Source organism: Eubacterium sp. AF17-7, assembly GCF_003461285.1.
GTDB classification, from domain to species: Bacteria; Bacillota; Clostridia; order Lachnospirales; family Lachnospiraceae; genus Eubacterium_U; species Eubacterium_U album.
The window spans coordinates 1-18,875 of record NZ_QTWU01000004.1; the positions used below are offsets into that span (position 1 = coordinate 1).

The window sequence follows — 18,875 nt, forward strand, 5'->3', positions numbered from 1 at the left end:
GATAATCAGTCATACAACATGGGAACAAAAGAAGGAATTGTTGCAATGTGCAACATGTTATTAAACGGTTTCTATGTAAATAACTATTATACAAAGTCACAGACTGCAGAAAAGTATTTTGCACCACTTAGACCTGATCAGGTAGTAATAGGTGTACCTTCATCAGCAAGTGCTGCAGGAAGTGGACAGGTTTCAAATGAAACATTACAGAGTGCATTTACAGAATTAAACAATGCACATCCGGGATTAAGAGGAATCATGACATGGTCAATTAACTGGGATTCATCACAGAATAAAAACTCATTTGCACAGAGCAATGGTAGATTCCTTGATAGTCTTTCAGGAGAAGAAACAACAAAGACACCTGAAACAACAACTAAGGTGGCAGAGACAACAACAAAGGCACCTGAAGAAACAACAAAGACACCTGAAACAACAACTAAGGTAGCAGAGACAACAACAAAGGCACCTGAAACAACAACTAAGGTGGCAGAGACAACAACAAAGGTATCTGAGACAACAACAAAGACACCTGAAACAACAACTAAGGTGGCAGAGACAACAACAAAGGTATCAGAAACAACAACTAAGACACCTGAAACAACAACTAAGGTAGCAGAAACAACAACAAAGGTAACTGAGACAACAACAAAGACACCTGAAACAACAACTAAGGTGGCAGAGACAACAACAAAGGTATCTGAGGCGACAACAAAGAATGATGAAATAACAGAATCTGGAACAACAGAGCCACAGCAGGTTACAACAACCGGAAACGGAAAAAATGAAGGCACAACAACTACAAATGCGGTGAAAAAAGATAATGGCAATGTAACAACAAACTCTTCAGTAGGTAATGTAAAAGTACCTAAAGTAAAAATTAAAAAAGCAATTAAGAAGAGAAGCGCTAAAAAAGCAAAAATCAAACTTAGAGCTGCAAAAGGTGTAAATGGATATCAGATAAAGATATCAACATCAAAGAAATTTAAGAAAGCAAAGACTAAAAAATATAAGAAAGCTAAATTTACAATTAAAAAACTTAAAGCTAACAAAAAGTACTATATTAGAGTAAGAGCATATAAGGTTGTAAATGGAATAACTTATTATGGTAAATGGTCTAAGCGAAAAATTAAAATGAAAAAATAAATAAAGCAAAGAGTCTGTATTCTTATGAGTGCAGGCTCTTTTTAATTAAAAAGTTTATTAATAATTATATGTTACATGGTATAAAATAAAGAAATATATGAAGACTGTGATGTATACTGAATTAATAAAGTATATCGTAGTCTTTGCTTTTTTCTTAAAAGAAGTGTTAAAATAAAAAGTGGAAATCATATTTTATACATAAAAAGAAGTTAATATTATGAAATGGGAAAGAGTAGAGGAGGAATAAAAATGAGCGAAGTATTAAAAGAAATGAAGGAAAGAAGAAGTATTCGTAAGTATAAGGCGGACATGGTTCCGCAGGAAATTCTTGACCAGATTATCGAGGCAGGATTATATGCAGCTAGTGGAAAGGGAACTCAGAACACGATAATTATTCAGGTGACAAAAAAAGAATTAAGGGATAAAATAGCTGAAATGAACAGAAAAATTGGTGGCTGGGAAGAAGGATTTGATCCGTTTTATGGTGCACCCGCAATGTTAATTGTTTTAGCGAGAAAGGACTGGCCAACAGGAATTTATGATGGAAGTCTTGTAATGGGTAATCTTATGTTAGCAGCACATGATTTAGGAATTGGAAGTTGTTGGATACATCGTGCGAGGGAAGAATTTGAAACTGAGTGGGGAAAAGAACTTCTTAAATCATTAGGTATTTCAGGAGAATACGTAGGTATAGGACACTGTGCTTTAGGTTATGCAGATGGAGAAACACCGAAAGCGGCAAAGCGAAAAGTAAATAGAGTATTTTATATTAAATAAAGAAAAGTACTAAATTAATACACAACATATAATAATAGGTCAAATAACATAAAATGATTGTCAACTAATCAACGAAGCGTAGTTGACAGTTAAAACCCTTTTAATGTACTATGTAATAAGTTAAATGAATTTTGATAAAGGAGATTAAAAGATGAATATGTTAGATTTGGCACAGGAGATTATAAAAGGCAGACGAATATCAAGAGAGGATGATTTGTCTGTCTTTTTAAATTGTGATTTAGAGGAACTTTGTAAGGGCGCGGATGCAATACGCGAATATTTTATAGGGGATAAAGTGGATTTGTGCTCAATAATTAATGGAAGAAGTGGAAGATGTCCTGAGGATTGCAAATACTGTGCACAGTCTGCACATTATCATACAAGTTGTGAAACGTATGATTTTCTTCCAACAGAGAAAATATTAGAAGCCTGCAGATTAAATGAGAGAGAAGGCGTAGACAGATTTTCAATTGTAACAGCCGGCAGAGCTTTGACAGGAGAAGAATTTGACAAAGCGATTCATGCATATGAGACGATGAAGTCACAGTGCAAAATTGATTTGTGTGCATCGATGGGATTTTTAAATGAGGAGCAGTTACATAGACTTCATATGGCAGGTGTCACAAGCTATCATCATAATATAGAAACATCAAAACGTAATTTTCCTAATATATGTACAACACATACTTATGAGCAGAAAATCGAAACACTAAAAAAAGTAAAAGCAGAAGGTATGTGTGCATGCTCCGGTGGAATTATTGGAATGGGAGAAACATGGGAAGACAGATTAGATATGGCAGTAAGCCTTGCAGAATTAGAAATTGACTCAATTCCAATAAATGCACTTATGCCTATAAAAGGAACACCACTTGAAAATCTTCCAAAGCTTACAGAGGATGATATTTTAAGAACAATAGCATTTTTCAGATATATTAATCCGGAGGCAAATATTCGCTTAGCAGCAGGAAGAGCATTACTAACAAATGATGGAGAAATAGCATTTGAATCAGGTGCATCTGCAAGTATTACAGGAGATATGCTTACAACTGTAGCGTGTGCAACGATTAGAAGTGATAGAGAAATGTTAAAAAATTTAAATCGTGATGTGACACCGGAATATTGGAAAAACAACTAAGATAATTTACTACATAAAAAGTGTGTCTACAGTGTATAAAAAATTTATGGCGTAGAAAAATGCATATTGTAATTACGGTACAGAAAAATACTTTTATGCTATATAAATAAAAAGCATATTATGTTGTTAAAAAAGCAAAAATATGTTACCTTTAAATACAGCAACTTAATTTAATTAAGTAAAAATAAAATTTATGAGGTGACAATTATGAAACAAAAAAACGGGTTTAGTGGGCAGGTAGGATTTGTACTCGCTGCGGCAGGAAGTGCTGTAGGTGTAGGAAATCTTTGGAGATTCCCATATCTGGCAGCAAAGGATGGTGGAGGACTTTTCCTTATCATATATTTGGTGCTTGTATTGACAGTAGGTTTTACATTATTAACAACTGATATTGCAATAGGTCGTAAGACAGGAAAGAGTGCGATATATGCATATCAGTCAATGAGAAAGAAGTGGAAGTTTTTAGGGGTTATTACATTTTTTGTTCCGGTATTAATTATGACTTATTATGCTGTAATCGGTGGATGGATTCTTAAGTATATGACTATTTATATTTTCGGTTCAGGAAAAGATGCAGTAGCGGACAATTGTTTTACAAACTTTATTTCTTCACATTCTTCAGTATGGTTTGGAATTATTTTTATGCTTTTAACAGCAATTATAGTTTATAACGGAGTTGAAAAAGGTATTGAGAGAGTTTCTAAATTCGTTATGCCGGTACTTTTACTTCTAGTAATCGGAATAGCAATTTTCTCATTAACGTTAAAAACAACTTTAGATGATGGAACAGTTAGAACAGGTCTTCAGGGATTAAAGGTTTATTTAAAACCTGATATGTCAGGTATTACCGTACAGAAATTTTTACAGATTTCATTAGATGCAATGAGTCAGTTATTCTTCTCATTAAGTGTATCAATGGGTATTATGATTACATATGGTTCATATGTTAAGAAAGATGTTAATTTAAATAAAGCAGTATCTCATATTGAAATTATGGATACGGCAGTAGCTTTCTTAGCCGGTATGATGATTATTCCTGCAGTATTTGTTTTCTCAGGTCTTGATGGAATGTCAGCAGGGCCGGGACTTATGTTTGTATCACTTCCAAGTGTATTTTATAGAATGGGATTTGCAGGCAGAATTGTAGGACTTATTTTCTTTGTATTAGCAGGATTTGCGGCATTAACTTCATGTATTTCTGTATTAGAATCAATCGTTGCAAATTGTATGGAAATTTTCCATGCAGATAGAAAGAAAACTACAGGAATTCTATCTGTTATTTATTTAATTGCAACAGCAGTTATTGCTTTAGGATATAGCATTTTCTATGTAGAAGTTAAACTTCCAAACGGAAGCACAGGACAGCTTTTGGATATTATGGATTATATTAGTAATAGTTTCCTTATGCCATTTATTTCATTACTATCAGCGATACTTATTGGTTGGATTATGAAGCCGTCATGGATTACAGATGAAATGGAATTAAATGGAGAAAAGTTCTCACGTAAAAAATTATATAATGTTATGATAAAATATATAATGCCATTAATTATGATTATTTTATTCTTGCAGTCAACAGGTTTACTAAATATGATTACGAAATAAAGATTCTAAAGAACAGAGACTCTGATAGTTTAAGAGTTTCTGTTTTTTTGTATAGGGCAAGGCCATATTTATAAAGGCGAGTTTTTTGTGAAGAAAAAACGAGGCTTTAATTAATCCATTTTTATTTAAAATTAATTTTAAGTTTGTTTTAGGAGCAAATAAGTTTGTTGACAACCCTTTTTCAGAAGTCTAAAATGGAGCTGATTTGGAACAATTACAACGAGAAAAAATTATGAATGCAACAGATACAACAGAATTTCTTGGACAGGAAAAGATTAGTAAAATATTATTTAAACTAGCTCCACCTGTTATGTTTGCACAGCTTATACAGGCATTATATAATATTGTGGACAGTTTATTAAAAATTTTGAGTAGAGATTAAAATGTAATTTTAAGGAAAGAGTTGCCATTAATAAAAACGCAAACAATTTATTTGAGAATAGTGAAATTAAAAAAATATAATAATAAAAATACAACGAGTTAATAAAAAAAGGAGACAACATGGCAGAAAATAACAGTAATTATAGAAATACATCAAAAGAACTAATGGCGTTTATAAAGAAAAGCCCTACAGCATTCCATGTAGTAAATAATTTTTCAAAAATGCTTGAAAGTGCAGGCTTTGTTAAGTTAAATGAAATGGATAGATGGGAAATTAAACCTAATGGAAAATATTATGTAACAAGAAATGATTCATCAATAATTGCATTTTGTATGCCTGAGAATGAAGATTTTTATAATTTCCAGATAGCAGCTGCACATAGTGATTCACCGGCATTTAAAATTAAAGAAAATCCTGAGATGATAGAAGACAGTAATTATGTAACATTAAATGTAGAAAAGTACGGTGGAATGTTGATGGCACCTTGGCTTGACAGACCACTTTCAGTAGCAGGACGTGTTATTATAAAGGATGGAAATACCCTTAAGCCTGTTCTTATAAATGTAGATAGGGATTTGTGTGTTATACCAAACCTTGCAATTCATATGAACAGAGATGCAAATAGTGGAATTAAATATAATCCACAAAAAGATATGATACCTTTATTTGGTGAAATATCAGCTAAAAATAAATTTGAAAAAATAATTGCAAAAGAAGCAAATACAGATACAGATTCTATTATTAGTACAGATTTATTTTTATACAACAGAGAGAAAGGAACTGTATGGGGAGCAGATAATGAATTTATATCAGCTCCAAGACTAGATGACGTAATGTGTGCGTATAGTTGCATAAATGCATTGATTAAAAGCAAAGAGACAAATAAAGAAAGTGTAAATGTATGTGCTGTTTTTGACAACGAGGAAGTTGGAAGTACTACGAAACAGGGAGCTGATTCATCATTTCTTGCAGATGTACTTTCACGAATTTCAATGTGTAAAGGAAAAGACAATGAAGATTTTGTAAGAGCGTGTGCATCATCATTTATGCTTTCAGCAGATAACGCTCATGCAGTTCATCCTAATTATAAGGAAAAAGCTGACCCAACAAACAGACCATATATGAATAAAGGAATTGTTATTAAATATAATGCAAATCAAAAATATACAACTGATGCAGTATCGGCAGCAATATTTAAGGAAATTTGCAAAAAAGCGGAAGTGCCTGTTCAGTCATATGTAAATCGTTCAGATATTCCGGGTGGCTCAACTCTTGGAAATATTTCAAACAGTCATATATCACTTAATACAGTAGATATAGGACTTGCACAGCTTGCAATGCATTCGCCATACGAGACGGCAGGAATAAAAGATACAGAATTAATGATAAAGGCTGTGAAGAAATTTTATGAGACAGCTATTATAACAGGCGAAAATGGAGAGATTAGTTTAAAATAGAAAGTTCCATATCTTTCAACCAGACGAAAAGAATGGTATAAATAATTATAGTAAAATTAAGGTGTCTTTATATCAGAAAAAAACTGATGTAAGGACATTTTTCGCAATATCGGTCAATATATGTATATTATATTTAAAAATAAAAAAACTAATATAGAATATATATTGGGAAGGAATTAAGAAATGGATAAATTAAATATTAGTAGAAGTGGTGATAAGTTGACTAGAGAAGATGTAATAGAAAAAATTAAAGAGTATTTAAAAAGACTTAAAAATAAAGACAACCTCGAAAGTGTACGTGCTGATTTTGTAAAAGAATTTAAAGAGGTTGACGCGTCTGAAATTATGTTAGCGGAACAAAGGCTGTTAAAAGAAGGAACGCCTTTAGAAGAGGTTCAAAAGTTATGTGATGTACATTCTGCATTATTCCATGGAAAAACTACAGAAGAAAGAATTTTAAATGCAGAAAAAGCTGCAAATCAGTCTGTTAAAGAAAAAAGGATGGCTGCAACCAAAAAACTAATTAGTATTTCGGGACATCCATTATATACATTTACCCGTGAAAATGAAAAAATTGAACAGCTAGTTGAAAGATGTATGGGTGTTGCAAATGATGGAAATATTGAGAAAGAATTATTAACTAATCTAAGACAGATAGCAATTCATTATGCAAAGAAGGGAGATTTGCTGTATCCCCATTTAAAAGTTAAGTATGATATTAGTGGACCATCGGATGTAATGTGGACGGTAGATGATGAAATCAGGGATGAAATAACAAAATTATACAATGCAGATGAACAGGATAACGAATGGAAAGAGAGATTTAAAGCGGTTTTAATTCGAATAAAAGAAATGATATATAAAGAGGCAAATATACTTTTTCCTAATTGTGCATTAAATTTTACGGAAACAGAGTGGTATGACATATATATAGACTCAAAGGATTATGAAAAATGTCTGGATGTAGAAAATGTGATTTGGGAAGAAGCAGAAAAGGCATATATTACTAAAAAGAAAAAAATAGTAGAAGACAGGAAAGTAAAAGAAGATGAAATAGTGATGGCTGGAGGAACAATGACAGTAGAACAGCTTGCAGCTATGCTTAATACAATTCCACTTGAAATAACATTTGTAGATACAGAAAATATAAACAGATATTTTAATGAAGGCCCTAAGGTATTTAAGCGACCGGAAATGGCTATTGGAAGGGAAGTGTTTTCATGTCATCCTCCAAAAGTAGAAAAACAGGTGAGAAGAATTATAGAAGAATTTAAAAGTGGAAATATGGACAAGGTACCGGTATGGATGGAAAAGAATGGAAGAACAATGTTAGTGACCTATATGGCAGTAAGAAATGAAAAAAAAGATTATTTAGGAACAGTAGAGTTGGTTCAGGATATGGAATTTGTAAAGGAACATTTCAAATTGTAACAAAAATTAAATAAAATTTATGGTTATGATAATATTGAAAATTTAGAAAATTATTTAAGATTAAGGCTAAGAAAATTTTAGTCATAATGAAATAAAAAATACAGATAAATTTTAATAACAAAAGTTTATCTGTATTTTTAAATATAATATTTCCAGTTTTGTGGTTATGCAAACATAGAAAATCCCATAACAACAATTCCAAGAACTACAAGTATAATACCTGTTGCACGATTTAAGGTTTTAGGTGTTGCTTTATTTGCAAAAACTGCTGCAATTCTAGCCCAGATTAATGTGAACAAAATACACAAAATCCAAACTTTCACATCAGGTACGCCACCTATGGCAAAATGAGATGCAGCACCTGTAAATGCAGTGAAGGCCATAATAAATACACTTGTTCCGACTGCAGTTTTTAATTCATAGCCAAGAACAGATGTTAGTATAAGTAACATCATCATGCCACCTCCTGCACCGATGAAACCACATATAAATCCAATTAAAACGCCACATATAACTGACTGGATGGCACGTTTTTTTGCAGATACATTTTCCATAGCTTCCTTAGTTGTCATAACAGGTTTTACGATAAATTTAATACCCAGAATAAAAGTCATAAATACTGAAAATCCACCCATTGTAGTTGAAGGAACAAGATTGGAAACATAGCTTCCGACAACTGTAAATGCAAGAACACTGACCATCATAATAATACCATTTTTAATGTCAAGATTCTTGCTTTTCCCATAAGTGTAAGCAGAGATAGCACTGGCAAGAACATCTGATGAAAGTGCTATACCTACCGCCATATAAGGGTCCATACCAAGAAAAGTGATTAACATAGGACTGATAACTGCGGCGGCGCTCATTCCGGCAAATCCTGTACCAAGTCCGGCACCCATTCCAGCAAAAAAAGTAACTAGTATTGTAATAAATAAAGACATTGTAAAAGTCCTCCTTTAAGCATTAAGTATAATGAAACTGGAAAATATTATAACAGATACGTATTGTGAAAACAAACAGGTTACAGAAATATATGTAAATACAGTTACATAAATATATGTAAATATATAGATATAAAAAATGTTACAGTAAGCTGTGAAAATATATGGAAAAATGCTACAAAAAATGTTACCGTTATACAGAGACGTAAAATAGAGGGATGAAAAACTTTAATTTTGTTTAATGGGTCAATGAATATCTAGAACCAACTTTGTAGGAAGTTTCTTAAGACCGGAGAAGCTTAAGGAAGCAAGAAAACAGTTCGACAATGGAAATAAAGAAGAAGTAATAAAGAGAATACACGAAGCAGAAAAATATATTCCATTAGACAGACTTTACTTAAGTCCTCAGTGCGGATTCGCATCATGCGAGATCGGAAACAAGCTTACAGAAGAAGAGCAGTGGGCAAAGCTTAAGCTTGTTAAAGAAATAGCTAAAGAAGTTTGGGGATAGTTGAATATGTAACCATAAGCTAACCTTTATGGGGAGCTTCTGGTTTCTTTTTGTTATTTGGATAAGTGTATTGTTTTCTATATATTTTTTGCATTTTTTTAATATTCAGATATTTTTAATGACTTTAATTTCACTTTTTTATTTTTTACGTAACTTTGACATAAAGTATACAGAGGCTTTAATATTACGAATTATTATATGTGAGTACACGTAAATTAAGTTTAGAAAAGTGAGAGGAAATTATGAGAAAAAATACAAGTAAAGCAATAGGGGCAGTTCTTATTGCCGGTATTGTGGCATCAGGATTAAATGGAATGCCATTAAATAATAGTGTAAATCAAATTAATGCGGCAACTGTTGAAGCAGGAACTCCATATGACGGGGCAGGAAATTATAATGTAGCAGTAAATCATGTAATTATTAACCAGGTGTATGGTGGCGGAAATAATAAGGGTGCAGGTTCGCACGGTTTTATTGAATTATACAATCCTACAGATTCAGAGGTAGACTTATCCACATGGTCTGTTCAGTATGAAGGTGCTACAGGCGATGACAAGAATGATCCGGGATGGCATAAGCTTGATCTTAATGGAAGTATTCCGGCACATTCATCTTATTTAATAAGAACTAAGAAGTATAAGGATAACACTACACCGGCTAATTTTCAGGTTCCTACAGGTGACATGCAGTGGGATGATATTATAATTAATGGCAAAGGTGTAGCAGTTACATTAATGAGCAATCAACAGCTTTTAACAGATAATAATATTTTTGATAACACATCGAAGAAACCGTTAAAAGAAGGATATGTTGACCTTGTAGGTGTTCATGGCAATGATTCAATGGAAAGCGAAAAGGCTTTTGCTTTTGAAGGTTATGCAACAGACAGTCAGTCAACTAAGAAGGCTGTTAGAAGAATTGATTTTCAGGATACTGACTGTAATGCAATTGGTGAAGATGATGGTGACTTTGTAATAATTGAATATAATGCAACAGATGCTGATTATCTTCAGTGGGCAAGACCAAGAACAACAGCAGATGGTGCATGGTACGCAACACCAATGCCGGAATTTAAGGAAACTACATCATTAAGCAGTAGTGAAATTAACGTATTAACAAATACTTTTGGCAACAATGTTGAAAGTACCAGAAAGTTTACATGGCAAATGCCGGCTAGTTTTTCAGAAGGCTATGTAAATGTATCTGTAAATGAAAATATGACAAATGCTAAGAAATTTAATGCTACAAAAGCTTTAAACCACAAGGAAAGTGCAAGTGTGTTTAGAGCAGAGGCAACAGAACTTTCAAAGAATACAAAATATTATTATCAGGCAGTATGTGGAGATGTAAAATCAGAGGTTTATTCATTTACAACAGGAAGTTTATCTGATGATTTTACTTTTGTAAGAGCATCAGACAGTCAGTCTAAAACAGAGTCGGGATATGATATTTTCCAGAAAGCAGTTACAAAAATAGCAAATACATATAACCCTGTATTTATTATGGAAACAGGAGATCTTGTAGATACAAATTATTTTGAAGATGAATGGAGATGGTTTATAGGAAAGTCTCAGGGAATGTTTGGAAGTACAGCATATATTCCGGTAGTAGGCAATCATGAACAGACATCTTCATATGATGCATGGGCTTTTAGAGAACATTTTTCAGTTCCAAATGAATGTACAGAAGAAGGTGTGACACCGGGAACAGTTTATTCTTTCGATTACGGAAAAGTACATTTCGTAGTTTTGAATTCAGAATGTAAGGGTGAAGGCTTAAAGTCACAGGCTAAGTGGGCAGCAGATGATATGTCAAAAACAAAACAGAAATATATTATCGCAGCAATACACAGAGGACCATATGGCGGAGCAGGAATTGCAGGAGATGTTTCAGAAGCATTTACACCTGTTTTTGACAAATACAATGTAGAATTAGTATTATTCGGTCATGACCACTCATACATTAGAACAAAAGCTTAAAAAAATGGAGTAGAAGATAAAAACGGAACAGTTTATCTTGAGTGCGGTGGCTGTGCATCAAAACAGGATTCAGCTAACAGCACAATTCCGGGATATGCAGAAATTACTGGAACACCGGGAATGCCTGTATATGATGTTATTACAGTAACAGATGAAAGTATAAAGGTTAAGACAGTAACAGTAGATGAATCAACTGACACAATTTCAGATTTACAGGATACGGGAAGCATAAATTACGTAAACCCTGATGCTAAAATTGAATTTGAGGTTTTGCCTAAGAATCATTCAATAAAAGAAAATGAGTCGACGACAGAACCTGCAACAAAAGAAAATGAGTCAGCAACAGAACCTGCAACAAAAATTGAAGGTATCAATACGACAGCTAATGCCGAAACAACAAATAATGAAACTTTAAAGACAACAGATATAATTAAAGAAAAAGTACCTGCAAAGGTAAAAGATCTTAAAGTAAAGCAAGTAAAAAAACGTTCAATAAAAATAAGCTGGACAAAGAGTAAGAATGTTAAAAAATACGAGGTAAGTATTTCAGCAAATAAGAAGTTCAAAAAATCAAAAACAACTACATATATGACAAGTAAAAAAGTATATGTATTAAAGAAACTTAAAATCAGGAATTACTACATTAGGGTTAGAGCAATAAATGGCAAAAAAACAGGAAAATGGTCAAGGATATTAATCAAAATAGTTAAATAATTTCAATAAAAAAAGGATGCTATTAATGGGTGAATTGCTTCATGTTAAGTAGACAATTAAAACAATAAAAAATTTTTCTATCCAGCAGGATATTCCTGCTGGATGTTTTTATTCTACTTTTAAATAGTTTTTGTGTTTTCAATAAGTGTTAATATTCCTAAATTTCTTTGTAATCTTTTATTGCTGTCTCTGACTACGTAAGCAACAATTTTTCTGTCATATAAATCGAGTATTGCACTCAAGTACACATTATATTTTTCAGTTCAAATATAATACTTAAATTCTGTAACAGCAGTTAACTATTTTTATTTGGTGTATAGGCAGAAAATTCACGGCTTAATATGTTTTTAGTTTCAGTAGCCGGGATTTTCCTATTAAGTCATTTATAATAGGAAGCTCAACTTACTTTTCCAAGGTTGCATAGTGCATTAATGGAATATCCATAAATTCTATTTCCTTCCTTGATTGTCTGAAAGATAATTCAATACAGCTTGCTCTTTTAATTATTTTGGGTAATGTTTATATGTAGATACGTAAAATTCATCTTCACTAGAATTGTTGTAAATAGTTATCCATTGCTAAATAGAAGTTAGTGTAATTTCTAGTCTATTGGCCATATGAGTCATACTTTCTTTACAGATTTAATTATATGAATAGAATCAAGATTATCTTATGGACTGATTGTGGATTTTAACATAGAAAATGCTCCCTTCTAAATATTAAGTGATTTTTCACTTGTCTATTTAGAAGGAAGCATATCCGAGGTATGAACAGCCTCAATCTTATGTATTTAAATCTCATAAGTTATGTTTGACATTCATAATTTTATTTTTCTAACAATTGTTCAAGAAAGAACATTAGACTGTCAGCTGATACAAGTTTGTTAACTTTTTCAGGCTTTTCTAATGTCTGGACTATACCATTATATAATTCCATGAATTTTTTCCTGTCATTTTGTTGGACGGCTAACATTAAAACAATATGAATAGTATGTTCGTCCCATTTAATGCCATTTTCACTAGTAAGAACACAAATCATAGTATGGGTAGCGTTCATGTCTAAAGCATGTGGAATTGCAAAGGTGTCAAAAAAACATGTTGAAGATAATTGTTCACGTTCTAAAACAGATTCAATAAAACCATCTTTACACAAACCATAATCTATAACATTTTGTCCCAAAAACTTAATAACATCTTCCTTATTGCTAAAATTGTTTGATTTAAAGAAAAGCTTTTTATCAAAAAATGATGATAACATATTGTTTCTTTTAATTTTTTGCTTGTTTTCTAAACATTTATGAATGGCATTATCTATGTTTATTTGATCCATCATAGTAAAAAATGGTGATACCACAATAACTTCTTTTCCAATGAGATTTAAAGGTTGTGTAGTTATAATCAAATCAGAGTATGCATCAATTAAAGTAGAACTGTTATTAGTGTTAAATAATTTTAGTGTTATAAAATTGTCATAATTATCTAAAAGTTTTTTTTCAATATTAGAGTCAATATGGTGGTAATCATGACATAAAAGCAAAATAGAAACTTTATCAGAATCAGTGTTAGATGATTCAATAAGATATCCAATATGTATGCTTATGTATCCGATTTCAGAATCAGCAATATGAATGTTGTATTTTTTATTTAGTTTTTGAGCAATATTAACAGATACATCATATATAAAAGGACAATTTTTCTTTATATTATAGAGAAAATCGTTTCCTGATGACTGAATACTGTTAGCTCTTTTAATTAAACCATGTATATGTAGAGCAAAACTATAAAGATACTCATCAAAATTAATTTCTAACATGTAATAAGAAAATACATTTAATAAAATCTCTCGGATATCTTCTATAAAATCTTCCGACAAGATATCTTTAGAACTTATCAGATGATTTTGGTTTATAGGTTTTATTATTCCCTCTAATAATGATGAAATATAAAAAATATCATCTTTTGTAGGAGCAATATTGCAATGTGCTGAATACTGAGTACAAATTTCGTTTGCAATTTTCGATTCTATATTATCAGAATGGTCGGATATATTATTAATCGGTTGTGAAACATAATGATCCGTACGCATTCTGTATAATGCTATAGTAATGTTTACAATTAAATTGTTATAGTAAGCATTATCAATATAGTAGTCATATTTATTTATTGAGTTTAGAATAATTATCTTTATTTTATCAACATCGATGCCTTCAAAATAATTGGTCAGATTGTCAATACTGTTAAAAGCCGGATTAATTTCATCAAAAATAATTTTGTTTAAGTATTTGCGCTTATTTAATTCGTTGCCAACAACAAAAACAGTGTTGTTGTTTCTTGATATTTTTAAATCAAAATTTTCTAAAGTTTTATTTATTGTTTTAAAGTATTTTTCCAAGGTAGTAGTGCTAATATATAGAGAATCCGCCAGGTCATCAATATTATAATGAGGCGTGTGAAAAAATACTTTTTTCAAAATTATATGTTCCAAATTTTGTTCATCTTCAGATAGCTGGAAAGTTAATGCTTTATACATATTGTAATCAAGAGAATATCCTCTGTTAGTTGATAAAATTAACGGTAGGACTTTATTTATTTCAGCAACTTCAGATTGAATAGTTCTTAAAGAAACATTTAAAATCAAACTTAGTGATTTCCCTGTTATATAATCATTAGAACTACTGATTTCTTTAATTATTTTTTTTTGCCGCTTAGTGAATCTGTTCATAACAATCTCCTTAATAAAAAATACGTTATAAAAGTAATTAAATTATACAATATTGATAAAGTACAGGCAAATACTTCAATGCGGTGTATACCGCAAAAGTCGATTTGTAATCGCAAATCAAGTGAAATATAATAGCAGCATAAAGAAACGAAAGGAGAAAAAAATATGAATAGAGAAGAAGCACAAATGGTAGCTTTTCAACTTATAAGCTATGCCGGAGATGCGTTTTCATCTTTTTTTAAGGCAGTGGAAAAAGCAAGAAATGGAGAGTTTGATGAAGCTGATGAGCTAATAAAAAAAGGAGAAAGTGAGTTAACTAACGCTCATAACGCTCAGACAGAATTGCTGGCAAAGGAGGCTCAGGGAAAGGATATTGAATATAGCATAATGTTAGTTCATGCACAGGATCATTTAATGACGACAATAATGTATGAACGTGTTGCAAAAGAATTTATAACATTGTACAGGGAGAAAATTAATGGATAGAAAATTCTTGTGGGGAAGTGCTACAGCAGCTTATCAATGTGAGGGAGGATGGAAAGAAGGTGGCAAAGGAATGTCCAATTGGGACACTTTTTGTCATAGTGAAAAAAACAATATAAATCCTGTAACAGGAGATGTAGCATGTGATCATTATCATAGATATGAAGAAGATATAAAAATGATAGCAGATGGAAATCAGAATGCATATAGATTCTCCATTGCGTGGACAAGAATAATACCGGATGGTGTAGGAAAAATCAGTAGAGAAGGTATTGATTTTTATAATAGATTAATTGACACATGTAAAAAATATAATGTAGAACCGTTAGTAACATTATATCATTATGACTTACCACAATCCTTATTTGAAAATGGTGGATGGGAAAACAGGGCAACAGTTGATGCGTATGAAGAATATGTAAAGGTTTGCTTTAAGGAATTTGGAGACAAAGTAAATTATTGGGCAACAATAAATGAACCAAATTACGAAACACTTTGCTGTTATGGTTTTGGAAATTATCCTCCTAATGTAAAGAATCTTGAGAGACGGTGGAAAGCTATGTATCATTTAATGTTAGCTAGCGCAAGAGCTGTTAAAGCATATAAAAATATGGGATATAAGGGAATGATAGGACTTGTAAGTGATAGCTATCCAATTGAAATATTAAAGGATAATGAAGAATATAGGAAGGCGAAAAAGCTTGCAAATATATTTTTTAACACGTCAGTTAATGATACATGCATAAAGGGATATTATCCTGATGAATATATAGAACATTTAACAGAGTTAGGTTATGATTTGTCATATATGAAAGAAGAAGACAAAGAAATATTTAAGGCAGGAACAGTAGATTATCTTGGTGTGAATGCATATTGCAGATTTTTGGTTAAACCTTGTACAGGAAGAGAAACTGTAATGGAGGTGAATAATACAGGAGACTCATCAAAAAATGAGGAAATGGAAATAAAAGACTGGTGTGCGCTGGATGATGATCCAAATACGAAGAAAACACCTTGGGGAACAGAAATATATCCTAAATCAGTATATGATATGTTGATGGAATTTAAGGAATTATATCCTGATACACCAATTATTATTACGGAAAATGGTTTGGGAGAGTATGACATAGTTGAAGGTGAAAAAATACATGATCAGTATAGAATTAATTTTCTACAGGGATATGTAGATTGGATTAAAAAAGCTATAGTTGAAGGTTGTGACTGTAGAGGATATTTTGTATGGTCAACAATGGACGTTTACAGTTGGATTAACGGTTATAAGAAACGTTATGGTTTAGTTTATATAGACTTTGATGATAACTGCAAGAGAATACCGAAAGACAGTTATCATTGGTATAAAGAATTTATAAAAGAAAAAGGAGGAAGTTACAATGGAAAAATTTAGTAATTGGATTGAAAAGAAGATATCTCCACTTGCAAATAAATTGGCAAGACAGAAATATCTTCAAGCTTTGCAAAACACATTCCTAGCTTTAATTCCACTATTCACTATAGGAAGTTTTGCTCTTATTATTATATCACCGCCAATGGATTATACAACAATGGATTCAGGTGTGCTTAAGGCTATTATGCACGGATGGGCAAATATTGCATCGTTTACAAGTCCAGCACTGGGGTATGTTTATTCGGTAACAATGTCTCTGATTGCATTGTGGACATCAATTGGATTAGCAATTAATTTAGGCAAACATTATAAGATGGACAAATCATGGGTTACAGTTGCAGTTTCAGTTGCGTCATTTATGATAACAGCAACTATGAACAAAGAGGGAACGTTAGTTTTTGATTATCTGGATGGAAAAGGTTTATTTGTTGCAATATTAGTAACAATTGTATCTTTTGAATTATACAGATTTTTATCTGACAGAAAGGTTGGATACATCAATTTGGAAGGTGGTGGAGTTCCACCTGCACTTGCCGAATCGATAGGAAACCTTGTTCCAATAGTGATTGTTTTGGTAGCAGTTGCAACAGTTGACGCAGTATTATTAAACTTTACGGGAGTAGGAATTCCGGCAATAATGCAACTTATTATGACACCTATAGTTAATATGGTTGACAGTATTTGGGGAGTTGTTATATTAGCATTAATAGTTATGATTTTCTGGTGGTTTGGTATTCATGATACAGTAATAACAGGTCCGTTGGATACATTCTTAATGAATAATTTTACAGCTAATCAGGCTGCCTTTGCAGCTGGTACAGCAGCAGTAGCACTTCCGTATATTGTTACTGAGCCATTTTGGTGGACATTTATGGCTATTGGAGGTAGTGGTGCAACACTTGGACTTGCTATTTTAACATTGTTCAGTAAATCAAAACAACTTAAGACAATAGGAAAAATAGCTATTATTCCTTCATTATTTAACATTAATGAACCGTTGATTTTTGGTTTGCCACTTATGTACAATTCAACAATGATGTTGCCTTTCATATTGGTTATGCCGTTAAATGGTGTAATTACATATATAGCAATGAATACGGGAATTGTAGCAAAAACTTTTGCATATGCAAGTTGGAATATGTTTTGTCCAATAGGTGGACTTATTGATACTATGGATATTAAAGCATTAATTTTAATTTGTGCTTTAATTGTAATTGACATAATTATATACTTCCCATTCTTCAAAATATATGAAAAACAGAAAATAAAAGAAGAAGTGATGGAAGAGAGCACGCAGGCATAAAATAGATAATTTTACATCGTAGGATAATAGGTTGAAAAATAAAATTTTTCATTACTATTTGTGCCCAAACAACGAGAAAGGAATGAAGATTAATATGAAGATTTTGTTAGTATGTAATGCAGGTATGAGTACCGGGATTATGAAAATGAAACTTGAGCAGGAAGCAAAAACAAGAGGGTTAGATGCCAGTGTAGATGCTATCCCAATGGTAGAGTTAGGTGATAATCTTGAAGGAACAAGTGTTATACTTCTTGGACCACAAATAAGATTTGCATTAGATGACATAAAAAAACAGGCAGAAGGAATTCCGGTAATGGCAATTGCTGCTCAGGATTTTGGAATGATGAATGCAAAAAAAGTTTTGGATGAGGCATTAAAGGAAATATAATGTTAAGGAGGCAAATATGATTCAAATTGACCATATAATAAGTTGCATAGATGGATTACATGCACGACCAGCCGCAGAATTAGCAAACATTGCAAGCGAGTATGCAATTGAAGTGTATATAAACAAAGATGGAAAGATAGCAAATATAAAAAATATAACTGAAGTTGTAGGTTTATGTGCTAAATATGGTCAGAAAATATCAATATTAATTAATGGAGATAATGAAAAAAAATCATTAAAGACTATAAAAAAATATATAGAAGAAAAACTATAAATTAAATAATATGGTTTGATAATATATGAAGGATAATTTGGCCTTAAATATATTTATTTTATCTTTCTTATTTAGAGGGGCTGTCGCTTTAACGAATGAAAATTCGTGAAGTGACAGTTTCATTTATGCATTTTTTGAGGTTTCTATTGAAGTTTTAATCTTTTCTGTCACTTTTTATGGTGTAATTTAATAAGCCGTTATTAGCGGCTTATTAAATTTATAC

Annotated in this window: 15 protein-coding genes and 2 pseudogenes; 15 read left to right on the plus strand and 2 right to left on the minus strand. The window is 31.8% G+C overall.

Going from position 1 to position 18,875, the window contains the following annotated elements:
* From DWW96_RS13960 to DWW96_RS05815, 7 genes and pseudogenes are all read left to right on the plus strand, one after another.
* Positions 1 to 1,146: pseudogene (locus DWW96_RS13960) on the plus strand (hypothetical protein); the annotation flags it as partial.
* 249 nt (positions 1,147 to 1,395) lie between these two features.
* Complete coding sequence (locus DWW96_RS05795) at positions 1,396 to 1,923, plus strand: nitroreductase (RefSeq protein ID WP_117909709.1); 528 nt, start codon at positions 1,396 to 1,398, stop codon at positions 1,921 to 1,923.
* Positions 1,924 to 2,080: 157 nt separating this feature from the next.
* Positions 2,081 to 3,058, plus strand: coding sequence for a biotin synthase BioB (bioB, locus tag DWW96_RS05800; RefSeq protein WP_347496335.1), 978 nt, complete (start codon positions 2,081 to 2,083; stop codon positions 3,056 to 3,058).
* Positions 3,059 to 3,265: 207 nt separating this feature from the next.
* Complete coding sequence (locus DWW96_RS05805) at positions 3,266 to 4,663, plus strand: sodium-dependent transporter (protein WP_117909713.1); 1,398 nt, start codon at positions 3,266 to 3,268, stop codon at positions 4,661 to 4,663.
* A gap of 205 nt (positions 4,664 to 4,868) precedes the next feature.
* Positions 4,869 to 5,045 (plus strand): hypothetical protein, encoded by a 177-nt coding sequence (locus DWW96_RS13965; RefSeq protein ID WP_158562654.1) that lies wholly within the window; start codon positions 4,869 to 4,871, stop codon positions 5,043 to 5,045.
* A gap of 119 nt (positions 5,046 to 5,164) precedes the next feature.
* Positions 5,165 to 6,502, plus strand: a complete 1,338-nt coding sequence (locus tag DWW96_RS05810) for a M18 family aminopeptidase (RefSeq protein ID WP_117909715.1) — start codon at positions 5,165 to 5,167, stop codon at positions 6,500 to 6,502.
* A gap of 183 nt (positions 6,503 to 6,685) precedes the next feature.
* Positions 6,686 to 7,933: a DUF438 domain-containing protein gene (locus DWW96_RS05815; RefSeq protein ID WP_117909717.1), complete on the plus strand. Its 1,248-nt coding sequence runs from the start codon at positions 6,686 to 6,688 to the stop codon at positions 7,931 to 7,933.
* 164 nt (positions 7,934 to 8,097) lie between these two features.
* Here DWW96_RS05815 and DWW96_RS05820 read toward each other — a convergent pair whose 3' ends face one another.
* Positions 8,098 to 8,874: a sulfite exporter TauE/SafE family protein gene (locus DWW96_RS05820; protein WP_117909719.1), complete on the minus strand. Its 777-nt coding sequence runs from the start codon at positions 8,872 to 8,874 to the stop codon at positions 8,098 to 8,100.
* A 331-nt stretch (positions 8,875 to 9,205) separates the two neighbouring features.
* Here DWW96_RS05820 and DWW96_RS14390 point away from each other — a divergent pair.
* From DWW96_RS14390 to DWW96_RS05835, 3 genes and pseudogenes are all read left to right on the plus strand, one after another.
* Positions 9,206 to 9,385, plus strand: a pseudogene (locus DWW96_RS14390) (5-methyltetrahydropteroyltriglutamate--homocysteine methyltransferase); the annotation flags it as partial.
* Positions 9,386 to 9,627: 242 nt separating this feature from the next.
* Positions 9,628 to 11,364: a metallophosphoesterase gene (locus DWW96_RS05830; protein WP_117909721.1), complete on the plus strand. Its 1,737-nt coding sequence runs from the start codon at positions 9,628 to 9,630 to the stop codon at positions 11,362 to 11,364.
* Between the two features lie 120 nt (positions 11,365 to 11,484).
* The gene (locus DWW96_RS05835; protein WP_117909724.1) at positions 11,485 to 12,078 is read left to right on the plus strand and encodes a fibronectin type III domain-containing protein; all 594 of its coding nucleotides are present in this window, start codon (positions 11,485 to 11,487) and stop codon (positions 12,076 to 12,078) included.
* An 825-nt stretch (positions 12,079 to 12,903) separates the two neighbouring features.
* Here DWW96_RS05835 and DWW96_RS05840 read toward each other — a convergent pair.
* Positions 12,904 to 14,799: a PTS sugar transporter subunit IIA gene (locus DWW96_RS05840; protein ID WP_117909726.1), complete on the minus strand. Its 1,896-nt coding sequence runs from the start codon at positions 14,797 to 14,799 to the stop codon at positions 12,904 to 12,906.
* A 165-nt stretch (positions 14,800 to 14,964) separates the two neighbouring features.
* On the opposite strand from DWW96_RS05840, the gene DWW96_RS05845 reads away from it, so the two are divergent.
* From DWW96_RS05845 to DWW96_RS05865, 5 genes are all read left to right on the plus strand, one after another.
* Positions 14,965 to 15,285 carry a PTS lactose/cellobiose transporter subunit IIA gene (locus DWW96_RS05845; protein ID WP_117909728.1) on the plus strand — a complete coding sequence of 107 codons (321 nt, stop codon included), beginning with the start codon at positions 14,965 to 14,967 and terminating at the stop codon, positions 15,283 to 15,285.
* Complete coding sequence (locus DWW96_RS05850; RefSeq protein ID WP_117909729.1) at positions 15,278 to 16,687, plus strand: glycoside hydrolase family 1 protein; 1,410 nt, start codon at positions 15,278 to 15,280, stop codon at positions 16,685 to 16,687. Before DWW96_RS05845 ends, DWW96_RS05850 begins: the two co-directional genes overlap by 8 nt.
* The gene (locus DWW96_RS05855) at positions 16,674 to 17,990 is read left to right on the plus strand and encodes a PTS transporter subunit EIIC (protein ID WP_117909731.1); all 1,317 of its coding nucleotides are present in this window, start codon (positions 16,674 to 16,676) and stop codon (positions 17,988 to 17,990) included. The genes DWW96_RS05850 and DWW96_RS05855 overlap by 14 nt, the downstream gene beginning before the upstream one ends.
* An 82-nt stretch (positions 17,991 to 18,072) precedes the next feature.
* Positions 18,073 to 18,378, plus strand: a complete 306-nt coding sequence (locus tag DWW96_RS05860; RefSeq protein ID WP_243003026.1) for a PTS sugar transporter subunit IIB — start codon at positions 18,073 to 18,075, stop codon at positions 18,376 to 18,378.
* A 16-nt stretch (positions 18,379 to 18,394) separates the two neighbouring features.
* Positions 18,395 to 18,652: an HPr family phosphocarrier protein gene (locus DWW96_RS05865; RefSeq protein WP_117909733.1), complete on the plus strand. Its 258-nt coding sequence runs from the start codon at positions 18,395 to 18,397 to the stop codon at positions 18,650 to 18,652.
* Positions 18,653 to 18,875 lie beyond the last annotated feature (223 nt).

Excerpts from the sequence above, each read along its gene's own strand:
- DWW96_RS05830 (WP_117909721.1), top strand. The coding sequence starts at position 9,628 with ATGAGAAAAAATACAAGTAAAGCAATAGGGGCAGTTCTTATTGCCGGT.
- DWW96_RS05795 (WP_117909709.1), top strand. The coding sequence starts at position 1,396 with ATGAGCGAAGTATTAAAAGAAATGAAGGAAAGAAGAAGTATTCGTAAG.
- DWW96_RS05850 (WP_117909729.1), top strand. The coding sequence starts at position 15,278 with ATGGATAGAAAATTCTTGTGGGGAAGTGCTACAGCAGCTTATCAATGT.
- DWW96_RS05860 (WP_243003026.1), top strand. The coding sequence starts at position 18,073 with ATGAAGATTAATATGAAGATTTTGTTAGTATGTAATGCAGGTATGAGT.
- DWW96_RS05840 (WP_117909726.1), bottom strand. The coding sequence starts at position 14,799 with ATGAACAGATTCACTAAGCGGCAAAAAAAAATAATTAAAGAAATCAGT.
- DWW96_RS05810 (WP_117909715.1), top strand. The coding sequence starts at position 5,165 with ATGGCAGAAAATAACAGTAATTATAGAAATACATCAAAAGAACTAATG.
- DWW96_RS05835 (WP_117909724.1), top strand. The coding sequence starts at position 11,485 with ATGCCTGTATATGATGTTATTACAGTAACAGATGAAAGTATAAAGGTT.
- DWW96_RS05805 (WP_117909713.1), top strand. The coding sequence starts at position 3,266 with ATGAAACAAAAAAACGGGTTTAGTGGGCAGGTAGGATTTGTACTCGCT.
- DWW96_RS05815 (WP_117909717.1), top strand. The coding sequence starts at position 6,686 with ATGGATAAATTAAATATTAGTAGAAGTGGTGATAAGTTGACTAGAGAA.
- DWW96_RS05845 (WP_117909728.1), top strand. The coding sequence starts at position 14,965 with ATGAATAGAGAAGAAGCACAAATGGTAGCTTTTCAACTTATAAGCTAT.
- DWW96_RS05865 (WP_117909733.1), top strand. The coding sequence starts at position 18,395 with ATGATTCAAATTGACCATATAATAAGTTGCATAGATGGATTACATGCA.
- DWW96_RS05855 (WP_117909731.1), top strand. The coding sequence starts at position 16,674 with ATGGAAAAATTTAGTAATTGGATTGAAAAGAAGATATCTCCACTTGCA.
- DWW96_RS05820 (WP_117909719.1), bottom strand. The coding sequence starts at position 8,874 with ATGTCTTTATTTATTACAATACTAGTTACTTTTTTTGCTGGAATGGGT.
- bioB (WP_347496335.1), top strand. The coding sequence starts at position 2,081 with ATGTTAGATTTGGCACAGGAGATTATAAAAGGCAGACGAATATCAAGA.